The sequence below is a fragment of the Streptomyces sp. NPDC050842 genome, assembly GCF_044456565.1.
In the GTDB taxonomy this organism is placed as follows: Bacteria; Actinomycetota; Actinomycetes; order Streptomycetales; family Streptomycetaceae; genus Streptomyces.
The window spans coordinates 310,176-323,722 of the sequence record NZ_JBITGA010000010.1; the positions used below are offsets into that span (position 1 = coordinate 310,176).

General features: G+C 72.9%; 11 protein-coding genes. 3 read left to right on the plus strand and 8 right to left on the minus strand.

Annotation, left to right across the window (positions count from 1 at the left end; translation table 11 throughout):
• Positions 1 to 39: 39 nt before the first annotated feature.
• The 5 genes from ACIBG6_RS31095 to ACIBG6_RS31115 all read right to left on the minus strand — a co-directional run bounded on the left by ACIBG6_RS31095 (position 40) and on the right by ACIBG6_RS31115 (position 6,558).
• Complete coding sequence (locus ACIBG6_RS31095) at positions 40 to 879, minus strand: hypothetical protein (protein ID WP_399226026.1); 840 nt, start codon at positions 877 to 879, stop codon at positions 40 to 42.
• Between the two features lie 107 nt (positions 880 to 986).
• A complete protein-coding gene (locus ACIBG6_RS31100; RefSeq protein ID WP_399226027.1) occupies positions 987 to 2,252 on the minus strand; it encodes an NAD(P)/FAD-dependent oxidoreductase in 1,266 nt (421 codons plus the stop codon).
• 85 nt (positions 2,253 to 2,337) lie between these two features.
• Entirely contained in the window at positions 2,338 to 4,620 is a 2,283-nt protein-coding gene (locus ACIBG6_RS31105; protein WP_399226028.1) for an RICIN domain-containing protein, read from the minus strand.
• A gap of 214 nt (positions 4,621 to 4,834) precedes the next feature.
• Positions 4,835 to 5,416 carry a TetR/AcrR family transcriptional regulator gene (locus tag ACIBG6_RS31110; protein WP_399226029.1) on the minus strand — a complete coding sequence of 194 codons (582 nt, stop codon included), beginning with the start codon at positions 5,414 to 5,416 and terminating at the stop codon, positions 4,835 to 4,837.
• A gap of 80 nt (positions 5,417 to 5,496) precedes the next feature.
• Positions 5,497 to 6,558 (minus strand): hypothetical protein, encoded by a 1,062-nt coding sequence (locus tag ACIBG6_RS31115; protein ID WP_399226030.1) that lies wholly within the window; start codon positions 6,556 to 6,558, stop codon positions 5,497 to 5,499.
• A 223-nt stretch (positions 6,559 to 6,781) separates the two neighbouring features.
• Here ACIBG6_RS31115 and ACIBG6_RS31120 point away from each other — a divergent pair, with 223 nt between their 5' ends.
• Complete coding sequence (locus ACIBG6_RS31120; RefSeq protein ID WP_399226031.1) at positions 6,782 to 7,945, plus strand: agmatine deiminase family protein; 1,164 nt, start codon at positions 6,782 to 6,784, stop codon at positions 7,943 to 7,945.
• Positions 7,946 to 8,014: 69 nt separating this feature from the next.
• Here the strand turns inward: ACIBG6_RS31120 and ACIBG6_RS31125 are convergent, their stop codons facing one another.
• Positions 8,015 to 8,806: a DUF4239 domain-containing protein gene (locus ACIBG6_RS31125; RefSeq protein WP_399226032.1), complete on the minus strand. Its 792-nt coding sequence runs from the start codon at positions 8,804 to 8,806 to the stop codon at positions 8,015 to 8,017.
• Positions 8,807 to 9,042: 236 nt separating this feature from the next.
• Positions 9,043 to 9,612, minus strand: coding sequence for a DinB family protein (locus ACIBG6_RS31130; RefSeq protein ID WP_399226033.1), 570 nt, complete (start codon positions 9,610 to 9,612; stop codon positions 9,043 to 9,045).
• Positions 9,613 to 9,755: 143 nt separating this feature from the next.
• Between ACIBG6_RS31130 and ACIBG6_RS31135 the strand changes: the two genes are divergently transcribed.
• The gene (locus ACIBG6_RS31135) at positions 9,756 to 10,328 is read left to right on the plus strand and encodes a Chromate resistance protein ChrB (protein WP_399226034.1); all 573 of its coding nucleotides are present in this window, start codon (positions 9,756 to 9,758) and stop codon (positions 10,326 to 10,328) included.
• Positions 10,329 to 10,354: 26 nt separating this feature from the next.
• Positions 10,355 to 11,509, plus strand: a complete 1,155-nt coding sequence (locus tag ACIBG6_RS31140; RefSeq protein WP_399226097.1) for an MFS transporter — start codon at positions 10,355 to 10,357, stop codon at positions 11,507 to 11,509.
• On the opposite strand, the gene ACIBG6_RS31145 is transcribed toward ACIBG6_RS31140, so the two are convergent.
• Positions 11,484 to 13,517, minus strand: coding sequence for a sigma-70 family RNA polymerase sigma factor (locus tag ACIBG6_RS31145; protein ID WP_399226035.1), 2,034 nt, complete (start codon positions 13,515 to 13,517; stop codon positions 11,484 to 11,486). The two genes, ACIBG6_RS31140 and ACIBG6_RS31145, sit on opposite strands and share 26 nt — an antisense overlap.
• Positions 13,518 to 13,547: the final 30 nt, after the last annotated feature.

A 13,547-nucleotide genomic window follows, 5' to 3' on the forward strand; every position in this document is an offset into this window, starting at 1 on the left:
TGGCCCGCGGATCGCCACGGCGACCGACCGGACCCGACATCATGGCGCCGCCCGGTGCTGGTGGCCCACCTCGCGCGCGAGGTCCAGTCCGAGGACGCGGTCGAGGAAGGCGAACGTCTCGAACTTGGCACCGGCCGGTACGTCGGACCGCGTCGCCAAGGTGCCCAGCGCGTCCAGGACGGCGGGCACGCCGAGATCATCGGCCAGCACGGCGTGGGCGTGTCGCAGCACATCGGCAGGGACCGGCCTGGACGGTTCCTCCGCCCAGTCCGCCACCAGCTGCCGCCAGTCCCCCAGCGCCCGCCGGGCCTCTTCGAGCGCGGTGCCGGTGACCGTGACCGACGTGCCGTAGGCGTGGCCGAGCATCAGCATCCTCACGGCCAGCGGATCGGTCCCCGCCGGGGCCACGGCGTCCAGGAGCGCCGGGGACGGGAGGTGGGAACGGTCCGGGACGTCCGTCTCCCGGGATGCCGGGCCGACGTGGCCCACATCCATACGGACCCCGTCGACCGCGCCCTGCTCGGCGGTCCCGTACGCGCGGACATGCACGTCGGCAGCGGCGCAGAGTGTGCCGTTCGGAGGGTGCGCACCGACGGTGGCGGGCGGGTGGACGCCCAGAGCGGACATGGCACGATCGAGCGCCGCGGCCTGCTCATGCGGCAGATGCGGCAGGCCCGGCATCGTGAGAATCGTGCGGGACTGCAGGCCGTGCAGCTCTGCTGTGCGTGCCAGCACGTCACCGACCAGGAGCGTCCGCAGGTCCATCAGGTCGAGCCCGGCGCCGCTGAGCGGCACGTGGACGCAGATGCTCAGCAGATGACGGCGTACGGAGGGAATCTCCACCAGGTGGCCGGTGCGGGTGTCGACGATGCGCAGCATGATGCGGAGGCTAGTCGTGGAAACCGTCGGGCCCGGGGAGGAACTCACCAGGCGCTCGGCATCGGCACGGCAGCGGCGGCACCTGGTACGCGTCCTTCGACGACTACTCAGCGCGTAGGCGCCGTGGCCGCCCTCCGGTGTTTGAGGTTGACGGATGCGGCCTTCGCCACCGCCGCGGGGTTCAGGAAGCGCAGCGGGCCGATCAGGCGCGAGGCGAAGAGGTGCATGTGCCGTGCCAGCGACTCGTCGCGCGCCGCCGCCGAGAACATCAGGCGTTCCACGGGGTTGAACGGGCGGGCCTTGGCGAAGTCGGCCGCCAGGGTCTGGTGGGCTGTCAGCCGGCGCCGGTGGGTGCGGGCGTACGTCGCGAGCGCCTTGTCGAGGTCGCCCCTGCCGGTCGCGGTCGAGGCGACCGCCTCCGTCAGCCATCGCGCGGACTCCAGGGCCCACCCGCAGCCCACGCCCCACAGGGGATCGCCGGTCAGGGCTGCGTCGCCGATGAGGGCGACGCCCGGTGCGGACGCCTTGCGGCTGCGGAGGGGGTGGTCGATCGTGCCGATGATCTTCGTGATGCGTTCGGCGGAGTCGATGGGCGGCGCCTCGGGCAGCGCGCGGACGAAGGCGAGGAAGCTGCCCTCCAGGTCGTCCCGGAAGGCCGGCAGCCGTTCCTTGTCCGGGACCACGGCCATGACCGTCACGCCGTCGTCGTTCGGGAACGCGTACGCCATGTCGGGTTCGAGGAACCAGGTCTGGGCGATCCCGCCGGGCAGCGGAAGGTTGCGGAAGTGCGCGAGGTAGGCGAACCGCGTGTTCTCGTGCTGCCGGACGGGGACGTCGGCGAACTTCGCCACGGCCGAGTCCTTGCCGTCCGCGCCGACGACCAGGCGGGCCCGGATCTCGCGCTCGCCCTGTGGGGCCGACGCGCGCACCCCCACGGTCCGCCCCGCCTCCCGGACCAGTCCGGTCACCTGATGGCCGAGGAGCAGATCGACGCCCGGGGTCTCCGCCGCCCGGGACCTGATCAACGGGTCGAGGGTGCTGCGCCGGATGTTGTACCCGTACGGGAGCGGCGGCCCCGCCGCCGCGGCCCTCGGCTCGATCCAGCCCCAACGGGTGTGCCAGCGAGCCTCGTTGCGGACGGCTCCCGCCTTCTCCAGTGCGGGGACGAGGCCGAGTTCGTCCAGGACCGGGTAGGCGTTGGCCGTGATCGAGTGGGTGCACAGCACCTTGTACGCCTCGGGGTCCGAGCGGCGTTCCAGCAGGGCGACGCGGACCCCGCGTCGAGCGAGCAGGATCGCCGCCGCGCTGCCGGCGAGGCCGGCTCCACTGATGACGACGTCGTAGGCGTGTACCGCGCTCTCAGGCTTGGTCATGCGCTGATCGCTCCCTCGGGGTGTGGTGCCGTAGCGGGAGTGTGCAACGCTCATACTGTCAGGCGCATGACCAATCCGGTCCACGTCAGTCGATCGTCCACTGCTGCAAGGGCGAGCCCGTGTCGGGCTGTTGGGCGACCGAGGCGCCGTTGGCGGTGGACGCGGCGGTGAGCAGGAGACCGCTCTTCACCGAGGCGACGGTGTAGGTGCCGTTCGCCAGCCGCGTGGCGGTCCAGCGCTGGTTGGTGCCGCCGGTGCAGGTCCACTGGATCACCTTGGCGCCGGCGGCCGTCGACCCGCCGTCGACGTCGGCGCAGAGCCCCGACTCGGCGTTGGCGAGCTCGTAGGAGCCGTCGGTGCGGCGGGTGAACCGCCACGTCTGGTTGGCGCCGCCGTTCGCGGTCCAGGTGACGAGCTGCGTACCGGGGGTGGTGCTGTGGCCCGGGTTGTCCAGGGCCTTTCCGCTCATGCTGAGCGTGTGGTCGCCGTCGGTGATCCCGCCGGGGGCCTGGCCCACCGCCGTGAGGGTCAGGGTCTGTTCGCCCGCCGTGCGCGTGCCGCCGACCGCGTTGCCCGTGGTGTTGGTCCACGTACGGGTGGGGGTCGTCTCGGCCAGTCGGTTCGCGGTGCCGGACATGGCGATCACGAGGCCGCTGTAGCGGTTGACCAGGCGGTACGTGCCGTTCGGCGAGCCGTCCACGGAGGACGCGCCGGGTATCACGAACCACTGCTGCCCCACAGAGGGGCCGCCCGCCGGGGCCGCGCTGACCGTCGGCCTGGTGCCCCAGGCGCGGTTGCCCGTACTGGCGGAGTCGACGCCGAGGAGCTGCCGGGTGGCGGCGTTGGCGATCCTGTACGACCCGTCGCCGTTGGCGGTGAAGATCCACGATTCCAGGTCGGTGCCGGTGGCCGACGGTACGGACGTGGTGGCCGAGCCGCCGGAGACCTGGGCGAGGACGCGACCGCCCGCGCCGGCGATGCGGTACGCCTTGCTCGTGTCGACGGGCGCTGCGGGCGCCGAGGTGTCGATCGCGAGATTCACGTACTCGCTCGACGCCCCGCCCGAGCAGCCGAAGGAGCAGTACGAACGGAAGCTCTTGCCGACGATCCCCGACCCGGTCTTGTTCACCCCGTCGAGGAACCAGCGGTACCACGACGCGTTCTTGTAGGCGCCCGTGTCCCCGAGGCGGAACCACTTCTGGGTGGTGAGGTCGTCGGTGGCGTAGATCTCCTGGGACGCGTTGCCGCTCTGGTCGACGGCCTGCGGCTCGCCGATGTACAGCCCCAGGTGCGCGTTGTAGGTGATGTCCATGACGAACAGGGGCGATGTGGCGGGCATCTCGCCGGCCGCGACCTGCTGGCTCACGGTGCCGGGGGTCACCGGGTCGTACTCGCCCCCGACGGGCGTGTAGCCGGTCGTGTCGGTACCCCCCACCGGCGTCATGTTGCTCTCGCGGCCGCCGACACCGGGCTCGGTCCAGGTGCCGTCGTACCACTTCTTCCAGGAACCGGGCGCCATCTTCCCGGAGATGGGGGCGCGGGCCACGTGTGCGTGGAAGGCCTTCCAGCCGCCGTTCTTCTCCACGATCCGTGAGCCGTAGAAGGCGTAGAAGTACCCCGACGCGGTGTCGACGAACAGGCGCTGGTCACCGTCGCCGTAGTGGTACGTCTGCTGCGGGAAGGCCGCCGTGTCGCCCCGCTCGGTGCTGAACGGGGAGGTGATGACGTGGTCCTTGATGGTCCAGGTCCGGCCCTGGTCGGTGGAGACGGCGTAGTCGATCCCGTCGTAGTGGACGCCGTCGCCGAAGGGCTGGGGCGTGAACTCGTTGTGGACCAGGCCGTACCAGTCGCCGGTGTCCGGGTCGACCCACACCCCGGCCAGGTCGCAGAAGTTCCTCTGGGAGTAGCCCGATCCGGTCGGCGCGTAGGTGGACTTCAGACCGGTCGGACTGTTGTTGCACCGCCAGGTCGTGTCGTTGTTCCGGTCGTTGCCGTTCGCCGGGTTCACTGCGTCGCTGAGGGTGCTCGACCGGACGGCGGTGTCGAAGTTCGTCCCGGTGTAGAAGGTCCATCTGCGCTGCTGCGTCGATCCGTAGAGCGCGTGGGCCTGCTGGAAGTAGAACGTGCCGTCCTTGTCGATGTAGGTGGCGGCCGGAGTGTCATCGGGGTGCGTCCACGATCCCTTCGCGCCGACGGTGACGCTGTACGTGGCGGCGTTAGCGGCAGCCGGTGCGGACGCGGGTGCGGACGCGGGTGCGGGCGTCGTCGCCGATGCCGGTGCCGGTGCCGTCACCGCGGCGCCGGCTCCGACCATCGCGAGGGTCACGGCGACGACCGTACCGATCAGGCTTCTTCGAGGAGTTGACAATGGTGACTCCTTGGCTGGTCTCCGTGCGCAGCTCTTCATGGCGGCGCTACCTCGCCGACCGGAACCCTGCCGGGCGCGTCACGGTGGCTGGGTCCACAGAACCGTGCCGCGCGGACCGCGCCCATAGACGCTTGTCCGCAGGGGCTTGGACTTTCCGGCCGGGGCTCGCGGGGAGTACCAGGGGGAGTACGGGGGACCTGCCGAGGGCCGGAGGCTACGACTGCGGCAGCCGGTCCAGCTCCACCTCGACGGCCTGCGCCATGAGGCCGCGCGCGTGGTCGATCCCGAGGCCGCCGCTCAGCCAGCGCATGCTCAGGCCCTCCAGCAGAGCCGTGAGCCGTTCGGCGGAGGCCGCGAGCCCGACCGCCGGGGCCAGGGGCCGCACCTGACCGAGGAGCCCGGCCACCTCCTGCACCCACACCAGGGTCGCCCGGGCGAGGTCCTCGCGCAGGACGGGATCGAAGACGGCGCTCGCCCGCAGTTCGCCCCAGGCCGTGCTGTTCTCCCGTACCTCCGGGGTGTCCTGGAGCTCCAGGAGCAGCACCTGGTCGAGCTCCTCGCGGGGGCTCAGCGGCTCCGCCGCCTCGTCCTGCGCCGCGGTGTACCGCTCGGCACGGTTGTTGATGAACTCCAGCGTGTGGCGCAGGATTCCGGTGCGATCCTTGAAGTGGTAGTAGATCAGACCGGTGGAGACCCCGGCCTCTTCGGCCAATTCCTCCACGCGGAGCCCGCGGACCCCGCGCCGGGCGATCACCCGGGCGGCCGCTTCCAGGATCTGAGTACTACGAGATGCCATGTCACGAACCCTATCCGGACCGCCGGGCGGCACCCGCGCTCGGTCCGGCCACCGCCCCAGCGACCTGAGGCCCAGGACGCTCAGCCGTTCCGCCGGTACTGGCTCAGCACGAGCGTGACGGGCCCGCCGCCGGAGGGCCCGTCGACCAGTCGCGCCACGACGAGCCGCCTGCCGTCGGCGGCGCGGACGCAGAACGGCCGCTCGTCGCCGAGCTCGTCGAACGACAGGCTCGTCACCGGTTCCGCGTCGAGCCCGCGCTCGCAGTCGGCCGGGCCGAGCACGTACCCCGAGGCGACGAAGGCGTCGGCGTCCTCGGGGAGCACGAAACCGCTCTTGTCCCGGGCGAGGTACCAGTCGGCGGTCTCGGCGGGCGTCACCTTCCCGGCGCCCAGGTCGAACTCGTAGCCGTCGTCCGGCGCGGTCAGTTCCCCGTCCGCGTAGCCCGGCGTGTACCCGGCGGCCGGCCCCGCACCGCCGCCCCGGTCCGGATCCGCCGCCGGCCAGTACGCGACGCCCGCCACCACCAGCCCTGCGAGGACGACGACGCCGCCGGCCGCCAGAGCCGTACGACCCCGCCGCTTCCCGGGCCGGGCCCGCCGCGCGGCCGGCCCGCGCGGCGGTGCGGTCGGGGACACGGGCGAGGGTGCGGGCGGGGGCACGGGCGAGGGTGCGGGCGGGGGCACGGGCGAGGGTGCGGGCGGGGGCACGGGCTGCGGTACGGGCACCATGACCCGCTCCGTGGGCACCGGGATCGCGGGGGCGGACGCCCGCGTGGGGTCGTCGTGCGGCGAACGCCCGTCGAAAGGCGCGGTCGGCCGACGCTCGTCGGACAGCCGAAGCTCCTCGGGCAGCCGGAGGTCGCCGAGATCCGGCGAAGGACCGACGGCCGGGTGTGCGCGGACGGCGGCGATCAGCTGCGCCGGAGTGGGGCGGTTCTCCGGGGCCTTGGCCAGGCAGTGCCCCACGAGCTCGCGCAGCTCCGCCGGTACGCGCGAGAGGTCGGCGGGCTCGTGGACCACGCGGTAGAGGGCCGCCGACTCGGGCCCCGACCCGAAGGGCAGGGTGCCCCCGGCGACGTACGCGGCCAGCGCGCCGAGCGCGAAGACGTCGGTCTCGGGCCCCTTGACCAAATTTTCAGTCAATATAGCCCCACCCTCACGCAGGCCCCTCACCCCCTTGTTTGACTGAAAATTCAGTCAGTGACACCATGGCGTCCACGGCCACCCCCACTCACGTCGCTGCCCAGCCGTCTCCACGGCCGCCGTGCGCGTGAGGCCAAGGCCCGCGATTCCGCCGCCGCGCCGCGTCACCGCGATCCGCCGGCCGCCGCCGGATACTCTCGCCGGCCCACGATCGGAGCACGCTGTGTCCCACTTCATCCCCACCCGCCGCACCGCCTTGCGCGCCTTCGCCGGAATCGGCGCCGCGCTCGGCCTCGGCGCCGCCGCCTGCGGACCGGAGGACTCCACACTCGGGGGGACGGCCGGCACTCCCTCCCGCACTCCCGCCGCCGACGGGGAGCGGCGCTTCGGCGCCGAGTGGGAGAGCCACGTCCGTACGTTCATGTCCTGGCCGGCCCTCGCCTCCGTCTGGGAGGAGGACCTGCCCTACGTACGGGAGGACATCGCCCGGATCGCGCGGGCCGTCGGGGAGTACGAGGCGGTCGTCATGATGGCGCGCCCGGAGCAGGTGGCGGCGGCGCAGCGGGCCTGCGGCAGCCAGGTCGAGGTCATCCCGCTCGCCGTCGACGACCTGTGGGCCCGCGACACCGTCCCGGTCTTCGTCGAGGACGCCGGCGAGGTCATCGGGGTCGACTTCAACTTCAACGGCTGGGGCGACAAGCAGGAGCACACCAACGACGCGCAGGTGGGCCGGAAGCTCCTCGCCAAGTACGGCATCCCCCGCGAGGAGGCGCCGCTCGTCGCCGAGGGCGGCTCCTTCGAGACCGACGGCGAGGGCACGCTCCTGATCACCGAGAGCTCGATCGTCAACGACAACCGCAACCGCGGGAAGGGCCGGGACCAGATCGAGGACGCGCTGATCGAGACCCTCGGTGTGGAGAAGGTCGTCTGGCTCGCGGGCGTCCGCGGCGAGGACATCACCGACGCGCACGTCGACAGTCTCGTCCGCTACACCGCGCCCGGCGTGGTCCTGCTCGACCAGGCCTTCCCCGGCACTCCCCCGGACTCCTGGTCCCGCTCGGCCGACCAGGCCCGCTCGGTGCTGGAGAAGGCGACCGACGCGCGGGGCCGACGCTTCGAGATCATCGACCTGCCGCAGCCCGACCTCGACAGGATCACCGGCGAGGGCGACGACTTCGTGTCGACCTACGCGAACTTCTACGTCGCCAACGACTCGGTCTTCCTGCCCAGGTTCGGCGACAAGAAGGCCGACGCGCGGGCGAAGGCCATCCTCCAGGAACAGTTCCCGAAGCGGGACGTCGTCCAGGTGCAGATCGACACCATCGCCTCCGGCGGGGGCGGGATCCACTGCGCCACCCACGACGAGCCCGGCAAGCCCGCCGCCTGACCGCACCCGGCCGACCGTACCCGGCGGGCTCGCCCCTCCTCGCCCGCCGTAACCCGCCCCGCCCCTCCGTCACGGCGTCCAGTACCGCGCGAGCGCCCCCTCCCGGTACGGCGCCGGGCTCACGCTGAGTTCGCCGGCGAAGGGGCGGTCGAGGACGAAGACCAGGAGCAGGCTGAAGCCGATGAGGGCGGCGACGGAGGCGACGAAGAGGAGCTGGATCCGCAGCTTGCGCATGCCGTAGAGGAAGGTGAGCGGGATCAGGACGAGCGCGCCGCCGAAGGCCAGGGCCTGGAGCAGCGGGGGCAGTTGCTGTTCGGCCATGGTCAGGCGGGCCCGCCGCTGGGAGGCGACGTCGTTGAGGTGGTCGACGGCCTCCCCGTAGAAGACCTCCTCGTGGGCGGTCTTCGGCTCGTACGCCTGGAGCACGTCGTAGACGGCCTGGAACTTGGCGGAGGTGGCCTCGTAGCTCGGCACTCCCTCACGCATCAGGGGCCACTGGACTTCCACGACGGAGTGGACGTAGTCGCTGAGGGCGTCGTCGAGGCGGGCGCGGACCGGGGGCGGGAAGGCGGCGGCGTCCCGGGCGATGAGGGCCATGTCCGTGGCCTCGGCCGCGACGATCGTCTGCGTGCTCTCCAGTTGCGTCCAGAGGGTGACGATGACGAAGGCGAGGATGATCCCGTAGATCGCGCCGAACATCCCCAGCGTCACACCGACCATGTCATTGTGTTCGCCCTCCGCCAAGGAGGGGTACCTGCGGCGGAGCAGCACGCTGCCGACGACGGCCAGGACGACGGTCCCGCCGACGGTGGCCACGGCCAGGGTGAACGTACTGAAGTGATTGAGCAGCCAGAGCGACATATGCGGGGAGTGTAGGGATACGTGGGGATACGACGGACCGTCGCCGCCCGCCCGCCGGCGGGGGCGCATGGGGGCCCGTCACCCGCGCGGGCGGCGGAACACGCTCCGTCCGTCCACGTCGCCGCGCGCCGCCACCCGTGAGAGTCCACACCATCGAGTGAGACGGCGGTCGACCCCGGGCATCACCGAGGGTCTGCGCGGTGACACTCGGGCGTATCTGAACGTCCCCGCTTTCGCTACTGACCCACTCGTCCGTCCACGCACTCGCGCAACAGGTCGGCGTGCCCGCAGTGGCGGGCGTACTCCTCGACCCTGTGGACCATCAGCTCGCGGACGGCTATCCCGTCCTTCGCCAGGCGCTCGCTCAGGTCCGGGTGCCCGGCGAGCACGGCGTCGGTGGCGGCCTGCTCGCGTTCCAGGTCGGCGTAGGCGGCGTCGACCACGGCCTGGTCCGCCACGGCTCCGAGGAAGTCCCCGTCGTCCTCGCCGTACAGGCTCGGCAGCGGTTCGCCGTCGACGATCCAGTTCTGCCAGTCCCGCTCCACCTCGGCGAGGTGCCGGATCAGGCCGAGCAGCGACATCGTCGACGGCGGCACCGACCGGCGGGCCAGCTGCTCCGGGTCCAGGCCCTCACACTTCATCCGCAGCGTCAGGCGGTAGCCCGAAAGGAAGTCCAGCAGCGTCGCGAGCTCGCCCTCCGGGGCGTCTCCTTCGCTGTTGCGGGGGTCGTCGTCCGGGTCCGCCCACATGTCGGGGTAGACGCTCGCCTGGCTCCATCGCGCGGGTTGGTCACTCATGCGCCCCATGATCGTCTGTGTGTCATGAGTCGGCCAGTGGTTTTGCGCGCGGGGTGCGCGGGGTTGGGCAGCGCCGACACCGGCATCTGGATCGGCTCGTGCCGCACTCCCCGGACGCCTCACGACATGTAACGGCTGCTACATTTTTTGCCGTGACAGACTTCGACCGCCGTGTGCGCTGGCTCGTCCTCCTCATCCGGCTTCCCGCCTCTCCCTCCCGGCACCGCGTCGCCGTCTGGCGCGAGTTGCGGAAGGTCGGCGCTCTCTCCCTCGGGCAGGGCGTCTGGGCCGTGCCCGACGTGCCGGTCTTCGCCGACGGCGTCGCCCGGGCCGTCGGGCTGACCGGGGGTGTCGACGGCGGCGAGGCCATCACCCTGGAGGCCGCCGGGCGGAGCGGCGCCGACGCGGCCCGCTTCCAGGCGATGTTCACCGCCGCCCGGTCCGCGGACTGGGCCGAATTCCTCGCGGACTGCGGGAAGTTCGATGAGGAGATCGCCAAGGAGATCCGCATCGCCAAGTTCACCCTGGCGGAGCTGGAGGAAGAGGAGCAGAGCCTTGAGCGGCTGCGCCGCTGGCACCGGGACCTGACCGCCCGGGACGTCTTCGGCGCCCCGGAGGCGACGGAGGCCGCAGCGCGGCTGAAGCACTGCACCGAGGTGTGCGAGGAGTACGCCGAGCGCGTCTTCACCGTCCTGCACGGCACCGATGAGGAGCCCACCCCGTGACCACCGCCATAGCCCCGAAGCGGGCCATGTGGCCGCTGTACGCCGCCGGGTTCACCACCGCTTTCGGAGCCCACGGCATCGCCGCCAACCTCGGCGGCTTCTCCGAGGACGCCGTCACCTCGCTCCTCGTCCTCGGCGGGCTGCTCGCCCTGTACGACGGCGCCGAAGTCCTGCTCAAGCCCGTGTTCGGCTCGCTCGCCGACCGGATCGGCGGCAAGCCCGTCCTCCTGGGCGGGCTGCTCGCCTTCGCCGCCGCCTCCGCGCTGTACGCGATCGCCGACAGCCCCGGCTGGCTGTGGACCGCCCGCCTCGGTCAGGGCGCGGCCGCCTCCGCCTTCTCCCCGTCCGCCTCCGCCCTCGTGGCCCGCCTCAACCCGGCGGCCAAGCACGGGCGGGCGTTCGGGAGTTACGGCTTCTACAAGTCGATCGGCTACACCCTCGGGCCGCTCTTCGGCGGCGTCCTCGTCTGGGCCGGGGGGCTGCGCCTGCTGTTCGTCGTCATGGCCGTGTGCGGTGCGGCCGTCGCCCTCTGGGCGGCGCTCGCCGTGCCCGCCGTACCGCCGCTCCCCCGCAAGCGGCAGACCGTCGCCGACCTCGCCCGGAGGCTCGCGGACCGCTCCTTCCTCGCGCCGACCGCCGCGCTCGCCGCCGCCACCGCCGCGCTCTCCGTCGGCGTCGGCTTCCTGCCCGTCTCCGGCGCCGCCGCCGGCCTCGGCACCGTCGCCACCGGCGCGGCCGTCTCCGTCCTCGCCGCGACCGCCGCCTTCGTCCAGCCGAAGGCCGGACGCGCCCTCGACGCGGGCCGCCTGACCACCCGTACGGGACTCCTCACCGGTCTCGCCGTCACGGCGGCCGGGCTCGCGGCGGCCACGCTCCCCGGGCTCGTCGGCATCCTGCTCGCCGCCGCTCTCATCGGTACCGGCACCGGCCTGATCACCCCGCTCGGCTTCGCCGCCCTCGCCGCCTCCACCCCTGAGGAACGGCTCGGGCAGACGATGGGCTCCGCCGAGCTCGGCCGCGAACTCGGCGATGCCGGCGGCCCGTTGATCGTCGCCGCCGTCGCCACGCTCTCGACCCTCACGTACGGCTACGCGACCCTCGCTCTGCTCGTCGCCGCCGCGCCGGTCCTGGCCCTGGCGACACGGAGGGCCCCGGTCAGCGATCCCGGTGGTGCGGCTTGAGCCGGCGCAGGGTGTAGCCGTCGCGGGCCGGGTCCAGGGGCCTGGTGGCCTGCTTGAAGAGGTACTCGGCCCGCTCGTAGGAGAGCCGGCGGCGGCCCGTGTCCGGGCACAGGTCGGACGCCCCGGGCGTACGGGCCGGGCCGGGGCGGCGGTCGGAGAGGAACACCGGGCCGCGTGTCCGGCCGGCGAGCAGCCGGGGCAGGAGCCGGGCCGTGCCGGAGCGCCAGCTCACCCAGGAGCCGGCCGAGCCAGGGGAACCGGAGCGGGAGCGGGCGCGGCGGTCGTCGAGGTCCAGGTCCTCGACGTCCAGGGACAGGACCGCCGTCGCCCCGGCACCCGACTCGTACAGCAGGCGCCACAGCGTCTCCTCGCGCAGCGGCAGGTCCGGGAGGCTCCACACCGCGTCGAGCTGCGCGGGGTCGAGGGGCCGCGCCCGGGGGCGGGTCCCGGCGCGGCGGTCGAGCCCCGCGGCGAGGTCGTCCAGGGAGGCCCAGGCGCCGAAGGACCGGACGGCCGCCCTGTGCCGGTTCCAGGTCGCCGCCGCCGCCTCGCCCCAGGCCGTCGTGAACACCCGCGTCACCTGGTCCGCCGTCAGGGACGCCAGCGGCTGCCGGTCGCCGAGGCTGCGGCGGAGGCGGCGCAGGGTCTGCCCGTACGAGCGTCTCGTCGCGGGGTCCAGGTCGTCGCGGCGCAGGAACTCCTCGGCCGCCTCCCCCAGGACGGGTCCCACCGGGGCGGCGGCGCCGAGCGCGTCCGCGCGCCGCTCCAGGAAGGCGCGCTCGGCGGCGTTCCGCGCGAGGGACGCCGCCCGCCGGAACTCGACGCGGGCCTCGTCGAAGCGGTCGAGCCGGGCCAGCAGGTCCCCCCGGACGCTGGGGAGGAGGTGGTAGTCGCGCAGCACCGGATCGGTGAGGAGGGCGTCGATGAGTTCGAGCCCCGCCCCCGGCCCGTACGCCATCCCGACCGCCACGGCGCTGTTCAGCCGGACGACCGGCGTCGGCAGGATCCGGGTCAAGGTCGCGTACAGGGAGGCGATCTGGGCCCAGTCGGTGTCCTCCGCGCTCCTGGCCTGTGCGTGGCAGACGGCGATCGCCGCCTGGAGCATGTACGGGCCGGGGGCGCCGCCCGCCTCTCCTTCGACGAGACCCTCCCGGGCCTTCAGCATCGCGGTGAAGCCGCGGCGGATGAGCAGCTGGTCCCAGCGGCCCCGGTTCTGCTCGTGGAGGGGGACGGGCTCGCCGGACGGTCCGGTGCGCGCGGCGGCGCGGGACGCCTGGATCTCCATCAGTGCGACGAGGCCGTGCACCTCGGTTTCCCGCGGGGCCAGTTCGGCGAGGAGCCGGCCGAGGCGCAGGGCCTCCAGGCAGAGTCCGGGCCGCATCAGATCGTCGCCGGAGGTCGCGGAGTACCCCTCGTTGAAGATCAGGTAGATGACTTCGAGGACCGAGGAGAGCCGCTCGGCCAGGTGGTCTCCGTCCGGCAGCTCGAAGGGGACGCCCTCCTCGGCCAGCGTCCGCTTGGCTCCGGCGACGCGCTGGGTGATCACCGTCTCGGTGACGAGGAAGGCGCGGGCGATCTCCTGGGCCGTCAGGCCGCCGAGCAGGCGGAGCGTCAGGGCGGCGCGGGACTCCGTCGGCAGCACCGGGTGACAGGAGAGGAAGACGAGCCGGAGGACGTCGTCCGGCTCGTCGTCCGGCCGCGCGTCGGGGTCGTGGTGGCGGTCCTGTCGCTGTCCCAGCTCGTGGGCGAGCTGCTCCTGCTTGCGTTCGAGGCGCTGGGTGCGGCGGAGGTGGTCGAGGGCGCGCCGCTTGGCGGTGGTCGTCAGCCAGGCGCCGGGGTTGTCGGGGACGCCCGAGACGGGCCACTGCTCGAGGGCGGCGACGAGGGCGTCCTGGGCCAGCTCCTCGGCGAGACCGACGTCGCGGACCATGCGGGTGAGCGAGGCGACGATCTTCGCCGACTCCAGTTTCCAGGCCGCATCGACCGTGCGGTGAACGTCCGGCAGCACAGGAACGATCACAGCACCCGCCGCGGCTCG